The 16349-nt window shown below is 42.3% G+C and carries 19 protein-coding genes; 11 read left to right on the plus strand and 8 right to left on the minus strand.

Features of this window, described 5'->3' with window-relative positions; translation table 11 throughout:
- Positions 1–29: 29 nt before the first annotated feature.
- The gene (gene speE / locus AC3WTB_RS08455; RefSeq protein ID WP_003214614.1) at positions 30–860 is read right to left on the minus strand and encodes a spermidine synthase; all 831 of its coding nucleotides are present in this window, start codon (positions 858–860) and stop codon (positions 30–32) included.
- A 224-nt stretch (positions 861–1084) separates the two neighbouring features.
- Here speE and AC3WTB_RS08460 point away from each other — a divergent pair, with 224 nt between their 5' ends.
- Complete coding sequence (locus AC3WTB_RS08460; protein WP_492333583.1) at positions 1085–3154, plus strand: transglycosylase domain-containing protein; 2070 nt, start codon at positions 1085–1087, stop codon at positions 3152–3154.
- A gap of 125 nt (positions 3155–3279) precedes the next feature.
- Here the strand turns inward: AC3WTB_RS08460 and AC3WTB_RS08465 are convergent, their stop codons facing one another.
- A complete protein-coding gene (locus tag AC3WTB_RS08465; protein WP_058838534.1) occupies positions 3280–3798 on the minus strand; it encodes a YwhD family protein in 519 nt (172 codons plus the stop codon).
- 12 nt (positions 3799–3810) lie between these two features.
- Positions 3811–4467 carry a site-2 protease family protein gene (locus AC3WTB_RS08470; RefSeq protein WP_371412193.1) on the minus strand — a complete coding sequence of 219 codons (657 nt, stop codon included), beginning with the start codon at positions 4465–4467 and terminating at the stop codon, positions 3811–3813.
- 113 nt (positions 4468–4580) lie between these two features.
- On the opposite strand from AC3WTB_RS08470, the gene thmT reads away from it, so the two are divergent.
- Positions 4581–4766 (plus strand): 2-hydroxymuconate tautomerase, encoded by a 186-nt coding sequence (gene thmT / locus AC3WTB_RS08475; protein ID WP_003214939.1) that lies wholly within the window; start codon positions 4581–4583, stop codon positions 4764–4766.
- A gap of 50 nt (positions 4767–4816) precedes the next feature.
- On the opposite strand, the gene AC3WTB_RS08480 is transcribed toward thmT, so the two are convergent.
- Positions 4817–5629, minus strand: a complete 813-nt coding sequence (locus tag AC3WTB_RS08480) for a zinc-dependent metalloprotease (protein ID WP_058838532.1) — start codon at positions 5627–5629, stop codon at positions 4817–4819.
- 372 nt (positions 5630–6001) lie between these two features.
- Between AC3WTB_RS08480 and AC3WTB_RS08485 the strand changes: the two genes are divergently transcribed.
- Complete coding sequence (locus AC3WTB_RS08485; RefSeq protein ID WP_059377951.1) at positions 6002–7330, plus strand: LLM class flavin-dependent oxidoreductase; 1329 nt, start codon at positions 6002–6004, stop codon at positions 7328–7330.
- A gap of 39 nt (positions 7331–7369) precedes the next feature.
- On the opposite strand, the gene AC3WTB_RS08490 is transcribed toward AC3WTB_RS08485, so the two are convergent.
- The gene (locus AC3WTB_RS08490) at positions 7370–8260 is read right to left on the minus strand and encodes a LysR family transcriptional regulator (RefSeq protein ID WP_251180975.1); all 891 of its coding nucleotides are present in this window, start codon (positions 8258–8260) and stop codon (positions 7370–7372) included.
- A 150-nt stretch (positions 8261–8410) separates the two neighbouring features.
- On the opposite strand from AC3WTB_RS08490, the gene ssuE reads away from it, so the two are divergent.
- From ssuE to AC3WTB_RS08530, 8 genes are read left to right on the plus strand one after another with little or no spacing between them, the layout of a single operon-like run.
- Positions 8411–8962 (plus strand): NADPH-dependent FMN reductase, encoded by a 552-nt coding sequence (gene ssuE, locus AC3WTB_RS08495; RefSeq protein WP_099663753.1) that lies wholly within the window; start codon positions 8411–8413, stop codon positions 8960–8962.
- Positions 8946–9971, plus strand: a complete 1026-nt coding sequence (locus AC3WTB_RS08500; protein WP_059377945.1) for an LLM class flavin-dependent oxidoreductase — start codon at positions 8946–8948, stop codon at positions 9969–9971. Before ssuE ends, AC3WTB_RS08500 begins: the two co-directional genes overlap by 17 nt.
- Positions 9971–10225, plus strand: coding sequence for a glutaredoxin family protein (locus AC3WTB_RS08505; RefSeq protein WP_492333584.1), 255 nt, complete (start codon positions 9971–9973; stop codon positions 10223–10225). The genes AC3WTB_RS08500 and AC3WTB_RS08505 overlap by 1 nt, the downstream gene beginning before the upstream one ends.
- A gap of 26 nt (positions 10226–10251) precedes the next feature.
- Positions 10252–10815 (plus strand): GNAT family N-acetyltransferase, encoded by a 564-nt coding sequence (locus tag AC3WTB_RS08510; RefSeq protein ID WP_212043525.1) that lies wholly within the window; start codon positions 10252–10254, stop codon positions 10813–10815.
- A gap of 13 nt (positions 10816–10828) precedes the next feature.
- Positions 10829–11590: an amino acid ABC transporter permease gene (locus AC3WTB_RS08515; protein WP_474892196.1), complete on the plus strand. Its 762-nt coding sequence runs from the start codon at positions 10829–10831 to the stop codon at positions 11588–11590.
- Positions 11591–11607: 17 nt separating this feature from the next.
- Positions 11608–12450: a transporter substrate-binding domain-containing protein gene (locus AC3WTB_RS08520; protein ID WP_099663750.1), complete on the plus strand. Its 843-nt coding sequence runs from the start codon at positions 11608–11610 to the stop codon at positions 12448–12450.
- A gap of 16 nt (positions 12451–12466) precedes the next feature.
- Complete coding sequence (locus AC3WTB_RS08525) at positions 12467–13177, plus strand: ABC transporter permease subunit (protein WP_047202585.1); 711 nt, start codon at positions 12467–12469, stop codon at positions 13175–13177.
- Positions 13174–13917, plus strand: coding sequence for an amino acid ABC transporter ATP-binding protein (locus AC3WTB_RS08530; RefSeq protein ID WP_126682434.1), 744 nt, complete (start codon positions 13174–13176; stop codon positions 13915–13917). The genes AC3WTB_RS08525 and AC3WTB_RS08530 overlap by 4 nt, the downstream gene beginning before the upstream one ends.
- Positions 13918–14009: 92 nt before the next feature.
- Here AC3WTB_RS08530 and AC3WTB_RS08535 read toward each other — a convergent pair whose 3' ends face one another.
- The 3 genes from AC3WTB_RS08535 to AC3WTB_RS08545 all read right to left on the minus strand — a co-directional run bounded on the left by AC3WTB_RS08535 (position 14010) and on the right by AC3WTB_RS08545 (position 16234).
- Complete coding sequence (locus tag AC3WTB_RS08535) at positions 14010–14510, minus strand: YwgA family protein (RefSeq protein WP_058838522.1); 501 nt, start codon at positions 14508–14510, stop codon at positions 14010–14012.
- 30 nt (positions 14511–14540) lie between these two features.
- On the minus strand, positions 14541–15842 hold the full coding sequence (locus AC3WTB_RS08540; RefSeq protein ID WP_007497716.1) for an HD domain-containing protein: 1302 nt from the start codon (positions 15840–15842) through the stop codon (positions 14541–14543).
- A 170-nt stretch (positions 15843–16012) separates the two neighbouring features.
- Entirely contained in the window at positions 16013–16234 is a 222-nt protein-coding gene (locus AC3WTB_RS08545; protein WP_003215259.1) for a YuzB family protein, read from the minus strand.
- Positions 16235–16349: the final 115 nt, after the last annotated feature.

The following is a 16349-nucleotide window of genomic DNA, read 5'->3' on the forward strand; positions in this document are numbered from 1 at the left end:
GTCATTTGCGCATTTCCATTTCGCTTGATTTATTTGATTAAGTCGCTCACAAATTTCGGCAGAACGAATGCCGCTTTGTGCAATTCTTTTGTGTAATATTTCGTATCAATATCAAAGAAACGGCTGTCTTCTACAGCAAGTGGATCATATTTTTTAGAACCGATGGTGAATGTCCAAAGACCGCTTGGATACGTTGGAATATTCGCTGTGTAAAGCTTCGTAATTGGAAAAATTTCTTTTACATCACGCTGTACATTTGTAATCAGCTCAGGTGTGAACCAAGGGTTGTCCGTTTGTGCAACGAAAATACCGTCTTCTTTGAGTGCCTTTGAGATTCCTGCGTAAAATCCTTTAGAGAATAGGTTCACAGCTGGTCCAACCGGCTCAGTTGAGTCCACCATGATCACATCATACTCGTTGTCAGCTTCAGCAATGTGCATAAAACCGTCTCCGACTTTGACATCTACACGAGGATCGTCTAATTTCCCAGCAATAGAAGGAAGGAATTTTTTCGAGTATTCGATAACCTTTCCGTCAATATCAACAAGTGTCGCTTTTTTCACACTTGGGTGTTTGAGGATTTCACGAATAACACCGCCGTCTCCTCCGCCTACGACAAGAACATTTTCCGGGTTTGGATGAGTGAAAAGAGGAACATGAGCCACCATTTCGTGGTATACAAACTCATCTTTCTCAGATGTCATCACCATGCCGTCTAAAAACAGCATATTGCCAAACTCTTCTGTTTCCACCATTTCTAAATGCTGAAAGTCTGTTTGTTCTGTGTGAAGGGTTTTGTTCACCTTCAATGTAATACCAAAATTCTTCGTTTGCTTCTCTGTATACCAAAGTTCGCTCATTGTTCATCTTCCTCTCATCCAATAATAAACAAACATCTATTGTTAGCGCCTTTTATCGGCTTTGACTATATCGATTGTCCAAGAAAAAAGTATAGTGGATTCATATCAAATTGTAAAGAACCGCTTGAGTTCTCTTCATTTTTTAAAGTGCTCCTGCAATCGCTTGTTTAAAACGGTTTTCTTTGTTCCATACTGATAAAAAACCGTCAAAATGGGGGCTTTGCATGGACACAATCATGAGTAATAAAAAAATCCGCATGACCGTGAAAACGATTCGAGCCTGTTTTTTTATCGGCTTGCTCGCTTTTCTATTTGCAGGCACTGTCTTTTTGACGATTCTATTAATAGCTAAATGGCAAGGTGCCCCTTCTGTTCAAGTTCCCCAATCCACGACCATTTATGCAGCTGATGGGTCAAAGCTTGGAGAATCCAGTTTTGGAGAAAAGAGATATTGGGTGCCATTAAAGAATATGTCTCCTCATATGAGACAGGCTGTTGTGGCTGTTGAGGATAAAACCTTTTATGAGCATCATGGCTTTGATGTGAAACGGATGGCAGGTGCTGCGGTGGCCGATATTCGTGCCATGGCTAAGGTACAAGGTGCCAGCACGATCACCCAGCAATATGCACGAAATCTGTATTTAGATCATGATAAAACGTGGAAGCGGAAGTGGAATGAAGCCTTTTACACGATTCGTTTAGAGCAAAACTATACAAAAGATGAGATTTTAGAAGGATACTTGAACACCATTTATTATGGTCACGGAGCGTACGGTGTGGAAGCAGCGTCACGTCTGTATTTCGGAAAAAAAGCAAAGAACTTAACCCTCGCTGAATCTGCCCTTCTTGCCGGTATCCCAAAGGGGCCTTCTCTCTATTCCCCTTATGTGAATGAGGAGAAAGCCGGCGCAAGAAAGAATATGATTTTGAGACAAATGCAAGAGGATGGCATGATTACGAAAAAAGCAGCCGATGACGCTGCGAAAGAAAAGCTGTCCTATCGCCCTTTGCAGAAGAAGCAGCTGCAAGCAAAGCAAGCCCCATATTTTTATGACGATGTGATTCGAGAGTTGAAACAAAGCTTGGGGTTAACAGAGGAACAGATCGAAACCTATGGACTTCATATCCAAACGACCCTTAATCCAAGATTACAGGAAATCGCAGAAAAGACGTTAAAAAACACGATGGATTCCAAATCAGATATCCAAATTGGCTTTGCCGCCATCCATCCTCAAACAGGCCATGTACTTGCCCTCATAGGTGGGAGAGATTATGAGAAAAGTCCATTCAACCGGGTGACACAAGCAAAAAGGCAGCCCGGTTCAACCATGAAACCCCTTCTTTATTACATTGCCTTGCAAAACGGGTTTACACCCGCAACCGTTATGCGCAGTGAGGAAACGGTGTTTGAACTGGATGATCAAGGCAGCGGTGCGGCTTATTCACCAAGCAATTATCACGGCTATTACGCCAATGACGGCATTACAATGCTACAAGCTTTAGCGCTGTCTGATAATATTTACGCTGTAAAGACCCATCTATTTTTAGGAATGGAGCAGCTTGTACGTGCTGGCAAGACATTTGGAATCAAGGAGAAACTAGACCAAGTACCATCTCTTGCTCTAGGCACGTCTCCTGTGAAACCCATTGAAATGACCAATGCTTACGCCATGCTCGTCAATGGCGGAAAACGCGTCAAACCAACCTTTATTACGAAAGTAACCGACGCAAAAGGCAATGTGCTTTTTGAAGAGAAACAAAAACGAGAACAAATCCTCGATGAAAAAGCAGCCTTTGTCACCACCGATATGATGTCAGGAATGTTCAACGATCAATTAAACGGCTATACAAGTGTCACTGGCCGCACCATTATAAAGGACCTTACACGAACATACGGAGGAAAATCCGGGACAACAGGAGCCGACAGCTGGATGATCGGCTTCTCTCCCCAGCTCGTCACAGGTGTATGGACAGGCTATGATAAAGGCCGCACCATTGATTCAGTCGAAGAAACGGCCTATGCGAAAAAAATATGGGCTTCCTTTATGGAATCAGCCCTATCGAAGCAGCCAGCCTCCTCCTTCATGCCGCCAGATGGTGTCAAAGGGGTATATATCAATCCAAAAACTGGCGACCTCGCAGGGCCAGGTTGTGAATCAAAGGTGTTTACTTATTTTATAGAAGGAACAGAGCCGACAGGTATCTGCTATGGCGCTGAGGACAAAGCCTCTGAGCAGGAACCAGTTCAAGATCAAAAGCCAAAGAAATGGTGGGAAAAGTGGCTGAAACGTTAAAAAAAGACATGAAAAACCCCGAGATCTGCATCTCGGGATTCTCCATGTCCTAGCTTTAACACCAGTTTACTCAAAAAACGGATGGATTTGGTAGTGATCCGCCATTCTTCACAAAAATTTCACAATTATTCAGGGACAGACAATCCTTCTTTTAATTCATCTGTCGATGCGTCCCATAGTGCTTCATTATGACCTTTTAAGAAATCAGCCAGCACCTTTTTGGATACGTCATCCATATGACTCACGACGATTTTTCGCTTCATCGATTTATCCATTAAATTCACATGCTCTGGAAGTGACTTATACCCGCGGCGAATCGAACGGTCAACGGTCATTTCACAAGCCGTCACACCTGCATAATAAGGCCCTTCTTCTCTGCGGTCAATCGTCACCCATACGAGCCAATAAGGCTTTCCGTTCGGCACCTCTTCTTTTGTTTTCAAAAATTTAATTCCTTTTTCGACGGCACTTCTTGCATGCATGGCACCAATATCAATGACAGCTTCCTTTTCCTCTACATCAATGATGACTGGCGAGATATTATCAAGACTGAGGGCACCTGCCCCAAAGCCTCCATGTCCGTCGGTTGCATCTGTTTTTTTAATGATGTTAAAACCAATTGGTTTCTTCTTTTTACCTTCCATTCATTAAACCTCCTAAAGCAGCGGCTTCAAAATAAGATTAAACCAGTATATGATTTGATCCCGCATTCCGATCAATGGACCAAACACAAACTGACCCAGCGGTGTGATCACGAATATGAGAAAAATAATGATCCCATATTGTTCAAATTGCGTCATTTTCGCACGAATACTAGGACTGACGACGTCCTCAATGATACGATATCCATCCAGCGGCGGAAGCGGCAATAAGTTAAATAGGAACAAGATGACGTTTAAGTTAATAAAGATCTGGAAGAAATAATCGACTCCCGGCTCAAAACGCATGATCCATTCCCCGCCAAACTTCTGAAGAAGCACATACACAAGAAAGCCCAAAAACGCCAGCACTAAGTTACTTAATGGTCCAGCAATAGAGACACAAATCCCTGCTAAACGCGGTTTTTTAAAATGGTAACGATTCACTGGTACAGGTCTCGCCCAGCCAAACCCTGCCACAAAGATCAAAATCGTCCCGAATATATCGAGATGCTTCAGTGGATTTAACGTCAGTCTCCCTTGATTCTTAGCCGTCGGGTCTCCGAAACGGTACGCAACATATGCATGTGCCAGCTCGTGCATCGTAAATGCAACAACAAGCGTAATGGCGACATATGGAATAAGTTCTAATGGATAAACAAGAAATTGGTTCAAAGGCATGAATCCCTCTTTCTTTCTATACAATGATTTACTTCATTCAGTATACTATAAGAAGTCCCTTAAACTAAAGGGAAGCGTAGCATTAAAGGAAAAAGGAGGTTTTAGCCATGCCGATTGTCACCGTTCAAATGCTTGAAGGAAGAACAGACGAGCAGAAAAGAGCTCTTGTGGAGAAAGTCACTGATGCTGTTGTTGAAACAACAGGCGCAGGTGCAGAAAAAGTCTCTGTTATTATTGAAGAAATGAAAAAAGAACACTATGCCGTAGCAGGAAAGCGAATGAGCGACCTGTAAGCATATAAAAAGGACAAACCCATAAGGGGTTTGTCCTTTTGTCTTCTTTCTTATCTGTACCAAGCTTTATTACGGTTCACTTGATTTTTATGAGCCGCATCAAAGTAGTCAACTGTGTAGGAATAATCATAATTCATTAAGCAGACAATGCCGCTTCCTTGAGGGTCATGCGGTAAGCCAAAGTTATGGCCGTATTCATGTGTAGCCGCTTTTGCTGTATTCGCTGTTCCTTGGTCAAGGTTCACGGCGAATGCACTTCCACTTGGTGCACTATTGTAGACATAAGCGATTCCGCCAGCATCAAAGTTTGGATTTGCTGTAAATCCAGTGACAAAGTCGTATCCTCTGCCATCAAAACTGCGCGCAAGGTTGGAAAGAATTTGTGATGAATTTGATCCCGAAGACGTCCAAGATCCTACTGCTTGTACGACAAAGTCCACATCATGATCACGGTTAAACGTGACATCTGCTTGCTCGATGATGTTGACAATCCGTGTTTGCCAGTCACTATATTTCGCACGATACTGCGCATCAGCAACCGCATAGACAGTGACCTTCTGACTGCCTGTACTTGCTTTTGTTGAAATTGAATCTCCTGTATTGGCCTTAAAGGTTCTCGAGCCTACCTGCTTACCAGACTCATCTAATACCTTTGTTGTTACATCTCGTTCAATTGGAGGTGCTGCCGTCAAATCTTTAAAACTGTTTGCTTTTGGCAACCCCTCACCAATATGGGTTTCGAACGGCGCATGACCATGATCATGCCCATGACCAGCACTCGCTACTGGTGCTGAAGCTGAACTTACTCCCGGTAACAAACTACCTACCAATAAAAATGACAAAAAGACTGAACGCTTTTTCATTCCTATCCCTCCTTTGTTTTTCACAAAGTTATATATTCACTGAAAATTCACCATTTTCCTTCTCTTCAGTCAAAAACAGGGAATTAGATGCACAGGAAAAAAGTCGAATTACGTCATTTTCACTAATTTTTCAGATATTTTGACACACATTTCATCGAAAAATAGCGCTTTTGGTCTGGGTCATTTACTTAGTAAACATCCATATTTTTAAGAAATCATATCATGGACCTAACGACACATCTGAAAGAAACAAAAAATGATATTAGAAAAGATAAAGTCACACTTTACTGATACCAATTATACTTCTCTGCGGTTCTGCCTTATGATGAAGAACATAAAACATTGCTACCTCAAACAGAAGGGACGATCGGCATGACTGGAAAAAAGCACATACAATTTGGATTAATGTTACATGGCCCAGGGGGTCACATGAATGCATGGAAGGATGAATCGGTTCCAGCAGATGCAAGTGTTAACATTGATTATTATCAAGCGATGACAAAAAAGGCAGAATCAGCGGGTTTCCGTTTTGTTTTTGTTGCAGATGGTTTATATATCCACGAACATTCAATTCCTCATTTCTTGAACAGATTTGAACCATTAACCATCTTATCTGCGCTTGCCACAGTCACCAAACAGATTGGACTTGTGGGTACTGTATCCACTTCATACAGTGAGCCCTTTACCATTGCCAGACAATTTGCTTCCTTGGACAAATTAAGTAAAGGCCGGGCAGGCTGGAATGTTGTGACTTCCCCATTAGAGGGCTCTGCTGAAAATCACATCATCCGTTCGCACCCAAGCCACTCACTTCGATATGAAATTGCAGAAGAGTACTTACATGTAGTGAACGGGCTTTGGAGCTCATGGGAAGAAGATGCTTTTGTAAGGGATCGTTCAACGGGGGTTTTCTTCGATCGAGATAAATTGCACACTTTAAACCATCATGGAAAACACTTTTCTGTCAAAGGTCCTTTAAATATTGAACGCTCTGAACAAGGGCAGCCCGTGATTTTCCAGGCAGGCGCTTCAGAGGCTGGAAAAGATCTAGCCGCAAAAGAAGCAGACGCTGTATTTACAAATGCCGATTCACTCGAAAAGGCAAAAGCCTATTACCGCGACGTGAAAAATAGAGCCGAGGCGTTTGGTCGAAAACCATCTGATATTAAAATATTCCCTGGCATCCACCCGATTACAGGGAAAACAGTCGAAGAAGCAGAAGAAAAATATGAAGCCATTAAACATCTAGTCTCTATTGAAGAAGCTCTGCATTATCTGGGCCGATTCTTTGACCACTTGGACTTCAGTCAATTCCCGCTTGATGGACCTTTTCCGGATATAGGTGACGCTGGGTCAAACAGCTTCCAATCCACAACAGATTCCATTAAGAAAATGGCCAAAGAACAAAACCTGACCTTAAGAGAAGTCGCTTTACAAGTGACCACGCCTAAAAGTGCCTTTTTCGGCACTTATGAACAAGTAGCTGACAAATTAATTCAATGGATCGAAGAGGATGCCGCAGATGGATTTATTTTTGGCGCTCCGATTTTAGCTAGTGGTTTATCCGAATGGACGGAGCACGTCATTCCGATATTAGTCGAAAGAGGATATTACGACCCAAATTATCCAGCTCATACCCTTCGCGAAAACTTGGGTCTGCCCATTAAGAAGAATCAGTTTCTGAAACAAACAGTGAAATAAACTTGAAAGAGGGGCTAGCATAAAGGCTAACCCCTCTTTTTATGATGGTTGGTGCTGGTGCAATCGATTTTCAATGAGATCAATAAACTGGAGCACAGCTCTTCCAGGCGTATCATTTGTTTTCCTCAATAGACCAACTGGCGGGGAAACTTGAATGCCCTTTATTTCTAATACCTTCGTACCGGGGAGTGTAAAAGAATGAGCCGTTCGTGTAAACAGAGAAACTCCTAAGCCCGCCTGAACATAATGTTTATGGGACATGCTGCTAGTAATCTCTAATTTCTTATAATTTGTCCCAATGCCATCGACGATTTGTTGTTCAATTTGAATGCGAATGGGGCAATTGTGCGGTGTGAATAATATGGTCTCATTTTCTAAATCTGTTACCTCCACTGCCTCTTTTTCCGCCAATCGATGGGAAGACGGGACCAGCAGGACGATATCATCTTGAAAAAGCGGCTTATAGCTATTTTCCATCGAAGCTTCTGGTGCGCCGCAAATCGCAAAATCAATCTCATCATGGGAAAGCAAGGAACTCAGTGTATTTGCATCTGCTACTTGCACAGAAAATTCTACATTCGGAAACCTTTCCTTGAATTCTGCAAGGAGCGCCGGGAATTCTAAACTGGCAGTAGGCTCAGAAACACCGATGCGAATTAATCCCGCAATGCCCACTTCTAAATCTTGGAGCGTTTTCGTCAGTTTCTCATATTCATTGAGTAAAGAATTGGCTCTTTCATAAAAAAGCTGTCCTGATGCTGTTAACTTTAAGGTCTTCCCTCTCTCTAGAAGCTTCTCTCCAATTTCCTCTTCTAAATGTTTGATGTGCAAGGTAATGGTTGGCTGAGAATAATTCAGTGCTTCTGCTGCTTTTAAAAAATTCCCATATTTCACGATGGTGGCAAAGGTGCGGATCGCACGAATCTCCATAAAAACCCCTCTTTTCTCTATATTTTAAATAACTGAATCGTGTATTTATGATTACTAATTATACTTTTCAATTGGTTTGCCTTATTATAATTTATATTATCAACTATTCCAAGTTGTTTAGAAGGAATTATGTGAAATGGAGGAGACGAATTGACGAAAGTAACGATTATAGCAGGCGGACATTCCGTCCAATCTCGATTAACCGGTGTACTGCAGCATGTTCAGCAGCATTTAACGATCAATGGAATCGATGTACATATCATTCAAGTTCACCAGCTGCCTAGCAGCGCACTAATACGTGCGGACTTTTCAAACGAAGAGATTGTCAAGGCCATTGAACTTGTGAATGAGAGTGACGGTGTCATTGTGTTAACGCCTGTCTACAAAGCTTCATTTTCCGGTATTTTAAAAACGTTTTTAGATTTACTTCCACAGAAAGTGTTGCAAGGAAAACCCGTCCTTCCGTTCGTTTTAGGAGGAACCTACGGTCACCTGCTCGTCATTGAATATGCTCTTAAACCGATTATTCATCAACTTGGTGCAACGGTTGTTCAATCTGGCGTGTATGTCGTGGATCAACAGGTCACAAAGCAGGAATCAGGTGATTATTTACTTGATTCAGATGCCGCAAACAGGTTAAACCTCGCATTATCTCAATATCAAAGTCTGATAGGAGGAACAGCCAATGTCGTTCACCCTTAGTATTCTTGATCAAAGCCTTGTCGGTGAAAACGAGAACGCAGAGACGGGCATTCAGCATACTGTCAGATTGGCTGAAGCAGCGGATCAGCTTGGCTATCACAGGTTTTGGGTGTCTGAACATCACAATAACCCTCAAGTAGCAGGTTCTTCACCTGAAGCTCTTGCCGGCTATCTCTTAGCAAAAACAAACAACATACGCATTGGGTCTGGTGGCGTCATGCTTCAGCATTACAGTCCGTTTAAGGTGGCTGAAACATTTCACGTCCTGGCATCATTAGCGCCTGGAAGGGTCGATTTAGGTGTTGGGAAAGCACCGGGAGGACTGAACCTATCGACACAAGCTCTTCAGGAAGATTATCAGGCGTCACGAAAGGATTTTTCTCAAAAATTAGTGGATCTCAACACCTATCTGACGGAACACACAAATGACTTGAATGCTCAGCCCATCCCGCGTATATCACCCGACATCTTCCTTTTAGGGGGAAGTACGGAGAGCGCTGAATTCGCAGCAAAACTTGGTATCTCCTTTGTGTTTGCCTTCTTTATTAATGGAGATGAAGCCTTATTAAAAGAAGCAAGAGAGACCTTCCAAACATATCAGAAAGCGGGCACCCGCCAGCAGTTCCTTCTTGCCATCACCGTTTCTGTAGCTGAGGATCACGAACAGGCACTCTCGCACATCAAACAAAAGGAAACAGTAAAGGTCTCCTTTTCCGATGGAAGAAAGCTGAATGTCACATCGTTAGAGGATGCAGAAAAACTGGTGAAAGAAACGGAGAAGGAACACTACAACATTCACGTACAAAAAACAGGCTACACCGCCGGCACAAAAGAAACCGTTCATCACAGGCTGACTGAGCTATCCGAGTCTTACGATATCAATGAATTCATCGTGCTGTCGCCGATCGTAGATATTGATAAAAGGATCACGTCTATTACTTTATTAAAAGAAGCACTTGATCAAGAACAAACAAACCAAAAACCAATCAATCAAGAGGTGAACGTCTAATGTCAAATAGTCAAAAAATCATTTTATGGAGCAAAAATGGATGCAGTTATTGCAAGGACATTCAATCCTACTTCAACGAACAGCAGATTCCTTTTTCAACGATTGATGTCACAGAGCATGACGATTACAGAAACATTTTAGAAGCAAAATACGGTGTCCGCTATGTGCCTGTAGTTGAGATCAGCCATAATTCCCACGTGTATCAAGCATTGCTGAATCCAGATATCGAGACTTTAAGAAAAGCGTTAATCTGACATTACATTTTGAATGGAGGTTTGTCATGAGTCGAGATATTTTTCGCATCGCTACCGAAGAAGATGCACCAGCTTTTTTAGAATTGCTGTCCAGTGCATTTAAACCGCTTGGTGAAATGGGCATCGATTGGCCATCCACGAACGCCACACTGGAAATGGTCACAGAAAACATTAAACAGTCCGCTGCCGTTGTATTAGAACGAGACGGCCGGCTCATATCTACCATCACCATACGTTTTCCTTGGGAAAGCACTGAGCCGGTCTCAGGCTATCCATTTGTTTGGTGGTTTGCGACAGCTCCTGATTTAGCCGGTCAAGGGATTGGAAATAAACTGCTCGATTATGTAGAAAACACCTTGCTTCGGCAGACATATAAAGCGCCTGCATATACACTGGGCACTTCTGGCCGGAAACACCCTTGGCTTTTAGAGATGTACGAACGAAAAGGATATACAAAATATATTGAACGCGAGGCTGAAAATGGAGATTTAGGTGTTTTGATGTATAAAGTGCTTATCCCTGAACGCTTTGATCCAGACATTCTAGGGGCACCACCCGCAGAAGAAAAAGTCGAAACGACTTCTACATAGGAGGTGATTCAACGTGGGTGAGTTTTTCAAATGGGAGTACGTGGTCACTCTCTTTCCTAAAGTGTTATCAGCCCTTCCAACGACCTTGCTGATTGTTTTATTTGCCACTTTGATTGGCGGCTTTCTTGGATTCATCCTTGCTTATTTTCGAATTGAGCGCATTCCTGTTCTGCACCAACTCAGTGCAGTCTATGTCTCATTTATTCGCGGAACGCCTATCCTGGTTCAAATGTTTATTGTCTTTTATGGTCTGCCAGGTGTGCTCGCAGCAATTGGCCTTGATATCTCCATGTGGAACAAATTGATCTTTCTTTATATTACATATGGACTCAATACAGCTGCCTACTTTTCAGAAATATTCCGATCAGCCTTATCAAGTGTCCCAGCATCTCAATATGAAGCGGCTGCCTCAATTGGGCTGACGAAATGGCAGATTTATAGAAGGACGCTCATTCCTCAAGCAGGTAGAATCGCGCTCCCGAATATTGGCGTAGCCATTGTCAACTTATTACAAAATACCTCCCTCGCCTTCACATTGGGCGTGATGGATATTATAGGAAAGGTTCAAACATTAGGGGCTTTATACTATCGCGTATTAGAAGGATACTTTATTGCTGCCGTCATTTTTATTTTGTTAAGTCTGCTGCTGGAAAAAGCGTTTGACCTATTGGAAAAACAGATCAATACACCGAAAACAAGAAAACAGCGTCAGACGACATTTGTTTCCTTAAAAAGACCCGAAACGGCTTTCACAGTAGAAAAGCGTGCGAAGTAAAACGAGGAGGATTTCACATGAAAAATAACAAACAATTCAAAAAACATTACATCATCGGTCTGCTTACACTTGGCTCATTGTTGCTTGCTGCCTGCGGAAATACAGAACAATCGAATGAAGTCAAAGCAGAATCAGCGAATAATGATCCAGATGCGAAAGAAATCATCGTTGGCACAGGGAATGCTTACCAGCCTTTCGTTTACTTAGATGAAAACGGCAAATTAACTGGCTATGAGAAGGCTGTATTAGATGAAGTGGATCAGCTGCTTCCACAATATAAGTTTAAATATGAATCCTTCGAATTCAAAAATATTCTGCCCGCTTTAGATGCTGGCAAAGTAGATCTCGCTGCCCATCAATATGAAATCAATGATGAGCGCCAGAAGAAATATCTATTTGGAAAAGTTGGCTACACAGATTATACAAGCTATGTGGTTGTTGATAAAGCCTCCGGTCATGATTTTCAAAGCCTTGACGATTTGGCTGGACACAAAGTGCACACCTCTACAGGAAGTAATTTCGCTTATCTTCTTGAGCAATATAACAAAAAGCATGATCGGAAAATTGACATTGTCTACGGAGATGGCGGGAACGAGATTCTCGTCAAAAATCTTCAAAATGGCACAGTCGATGCGGCCCTGCTCACAAAGTATGACGTCAACAAGCTAAACAAACAATTTAATGCCAATCTAGTCACCTCTGGAAAGCCTGTAAACGTATCTAAAACGTATTATCTTTATCAAAAAAACAATACGAAACTTCAAAAAGACATTGATCAAGCATTACAAAAACTAATCGATAACGGCAAGCTCGCTGACTTGTCTAAGAAAATATTGGGCGGAGACTTTACTACATCATAAGAAAGGAGCGATCTGAGTGGATTTTGATGTTGCCTTTATGCTACAGGCCTTTATAGCCGCACTTCATTATTTGCCAACGACACTGCTATTAGGCTTTCTCCCGCTATTATTTGGCTCTGTCTTTGGATTTGGTATTGCCCTTATCCGTTTTTATCAGGTGCCTGTATTGTCTCCTTTGTTTAAATGGTTTGTGGCTATTTTTAAAGCAATTCCGGTTGTCCTGATTTTGCTCGTATCTTATCTGCTTTTTTCCGATTCACTGGACCATTTGGCTGCATCTCTTTCTCTTCAGATTCGTTTCAGTGATTTGGACAGACGATGGATTGCCATTTTCGCCCTTACTTTATATGCCGTAAGCGGGTTATCTGAAATATTTCGAAGCTCTCTTGCATCTATTCCAAAGGGACAATTCGATGCTGCTCTATCCGTTGGTTTCACCAGCAGACAGGTTTTAAGAAGGGTCATCATACCGCAAGTCTTTCCCATCTCCCTTCCAATGCTGAACAACATGCTGATCAGTTTAATCAAAGCCTCTTCTCTCGTTTCTATGGTGTCTGTGGTCGATATTTTAAACGGCGCTTTAATTAAAGCCAATGTGAACTATCGTTATCTTGAAGCATACATCGCAGTTGCCCTGATTTACTGGGCCCTGTGTGCCTCTATCGAAGCCATTACAGCCGGATATGAGAAATATGGACACAAAAACAAAAGGAGACGATTGGCATGATTGATATCAAACAGGTGCATAAAGCGTTCGGTAAAAATCAGATTCTGAGAGGAATTGATTTAACGATAGAAAGAGGCGAAGTGGTCGTCATTTTAGGTCCGAGCGGTTCTGGAAAATCAACCTTTCTGCGATGCTTGAATTTTCTTGAGCGTGCAGATCAAGGAGAAATCAGCATTGATCACACGACCGTCAAGTTCAATCAAGCAAGGCCTAAAGACATTCTCGCACTTCGCAGAAAAACCGCCATGGTCTTTCAGCAATACGATCTATTTCTTCATAAAACAGCACTTGAAAACGTCATGGAAGGTTTAGTCATTGCCCGTAAACAACCAAAAGATCAAGCCTATGACACAGCTCTCCAATTACTCACAAAGGTCGGATTACTAGAGAAAAAGGATGCCTATCCGCATCAATTATCTGGCGGACAGCAGCAGCGAGTCGGCATTGCACGGGCACTGGCTTTGAATCCAGAAGTCATTTTATTCGACGAACCGACCTCTGCATTAGATCCAGAACTTGTAGGAGAAACGCTTGATGTCATTAAACAGGTAGCACAAACCGGGGTCACCATGATCATCGTCACCCACGAGATGAGCTTTGCCTATGATATTGCTGACAGGGTGATTTTCATGGAGGATGGGGTCATCGTCGAATCAGGTACGCCGGAAGAAGTCTTTGAACAGACGAAAGAAGAACGTACAAAACAATTTTTAGCAAGATTCTCATATCACCATTCATAAAATTCAAGTCGATCCATGCGGTCGGCTTGTTTCTGTGCAAAATAAAAACCAGTCTGTTCTAGCCATCAGCCATCACATACTGGTTCTTCTCGTTAGTTCAATTCCTTCAACTGATCAATATAAGCAAGGGCAGCCTCAAATTCTTCGTCCGTATAGCGCTGCTTGCTTTTAATGGTGAAGACCTTTTCCTTTATCTCATCTTCTGGCAGGTCATCAAAATATAAAATCGTTGAGACAAGCTCTAGGAAACGGGACGATTGCTCGTTCATCTGCTGCGTCAGCACTTTGAGGTCAGGCATGTCCACTTCACATTGATCGAGAAACTCTTTCCCATTGTCCGTCAGCGAATAGCGATATTGATAGTATCCGCCCTTTTTTTCCTTCATTTCGTCCAAGAATCCAAGGTTGCACAGCTCTTCAATTCTGAGCGTCAACTCCTCTGAATAGGGGCCATAAAAATGAAAATCGTATTTCTCGTAAAATGGCAAATTTAGCTTTTTTGCTATGTAAATCATCTTTTGCAGCTTCTTCCGTCCAACGATTTCCCCTGATTCAGAGAATACCTTCATCAACTTTGCATGCTCTTTCAACAAATTCCCGACATCTCCTTTTTCAGTACTTCTTTATCCCAAACCAAGCAGCTTCATGATCGCCTTCTTTTCTTCAGCTTTTTCCGACATATCTACAATTAAGTCCATCGGGAAATAAAGTTTATGATCGGTTCTTCGTTTACCGGAAATGGCGTCAACAATATCTGACTGTCTCGACAGTTCTTTAATATGACCACTTTGCGTCAAAAGGTGAATTGGCAGCCTCTCTTCTTCCTCCCCTGGTCTATAAAAGTCATAGGGCAAGTCAGAAGACGAATCGACCACTAAATAGTAGTCAGGATCAATTCCTGCCTCCTTAAACAAGGCGGTCAGCTTGAAATATTTCGTCATTTCTTCATTTGGATTAAACTCTGTATATTGGAACAATCGGCGGTTCATAAAACGGCGGCACAAATCGGCCAGCACATGATCTTCTTCGTCTTCCCACGCCTGAAAATAAAATAAAACAATCGATTCATCCAGCTTAATATAGTCCTCTGTGGTGACATTTCCCTCAAAGATTGAGTAAAAATGAACTGGGGCATGTGTAAAAATATAACCCGTTTCATGCAGCTCTTTTGCACGATGAAGGATTTTCGTTAAAATGACTTCCGCACTGCGTGTCACTGGATGGAAATAGACTTGCCAGTACATTTGATAACGGCTCATAATATAATCTTCTACCGCATGCATCCCGCTCTGCTTCATCACAATCTGATCTTCTCTCGGGCGCATCACACGTAAAATACGTTCCATATCAAAGTGGCCGTAGCTGACGCCTGTATAGTAGGCATCACGCTGCAAATAGTCCATTCGGTCGGCATCGATTTGACTTGAGATCAAACTAACCACCTGTTTGTTTTGATACGTTTTGGCAATGACTTCAGCCACATGCTTCGGGAAATCATCACTCACCCGGCGGAGCACTTCATTGACTTCCGTCTGCCCTAAAATAATATCTCTTGTAAACGATTCATGGTCTAAGTGAAAGACCTTTTCAAAGGAGTGAGAAAATGGACCATGTCCGAGGTCATGAAGCAAGGCTGCACTAAGTACAAGCTCGCGCTCTCCTTCATCCCATTCAGGCCGCCCTTTAAACACATCATCCACAATTCGTCTCACAATCTCGTATACACCGAGTGAATGATTGAATCGGCTGTGTTCTGCACCATGAAACGTCAAATACGTGGTTCCTAGCTGTTTAATCCGTCTCAGGCGCTGAAATTCTCTTGTTCCTATTAAATCCCATATTAATGCGTCCCTTACATGAACATAACGGTGCACAGGATCTTTAAATACCTTTTCCTCAGATAATTTACCTTTTGGATACGCCATCGTTTCGTCCCTCTTTTTTTAAGACGTGTTTCTATTATATCGGGTAACTTTTCCCGAAAACATCCTTGAATTTGTTGGTGAATGTGTTCTCAAAGATTGCACGGACGTAAAAAGCCCGACCTGACAGGGACGGACCTCTTTTTAGGTCGACTGAACACATTCAGTGACATTTATTTGACTTTTTTTTGAACCTTTTCGAGTAATTCATCTTCTGTTGGTGCGGATAATGGGCGATTGTTCACAAACGCAAAAGCCTTTTTTCGTCCTGGACCACAATAGGATTGACAGCCAATCTCAATTTTTGCATCAGGGTCAACCGATTTGAGTCGAGGCAATAACGTCTTTAGGTTCGTCGCATCACAATCGTCACATACGCGAAACTCATTAGCCATGGTCTTACGCTTCCTTTCAATGATGATACTTCATTCTATATGAAACAGTTGGACAGCCAATCGTGAATAATATACCACCCAACATTGTACATCGAAGCGGCTGGACTTGCAAGAC

Source organism: Bacillus sp. EB106-04-04-XG123 (genome assembly GCF_058791855.1).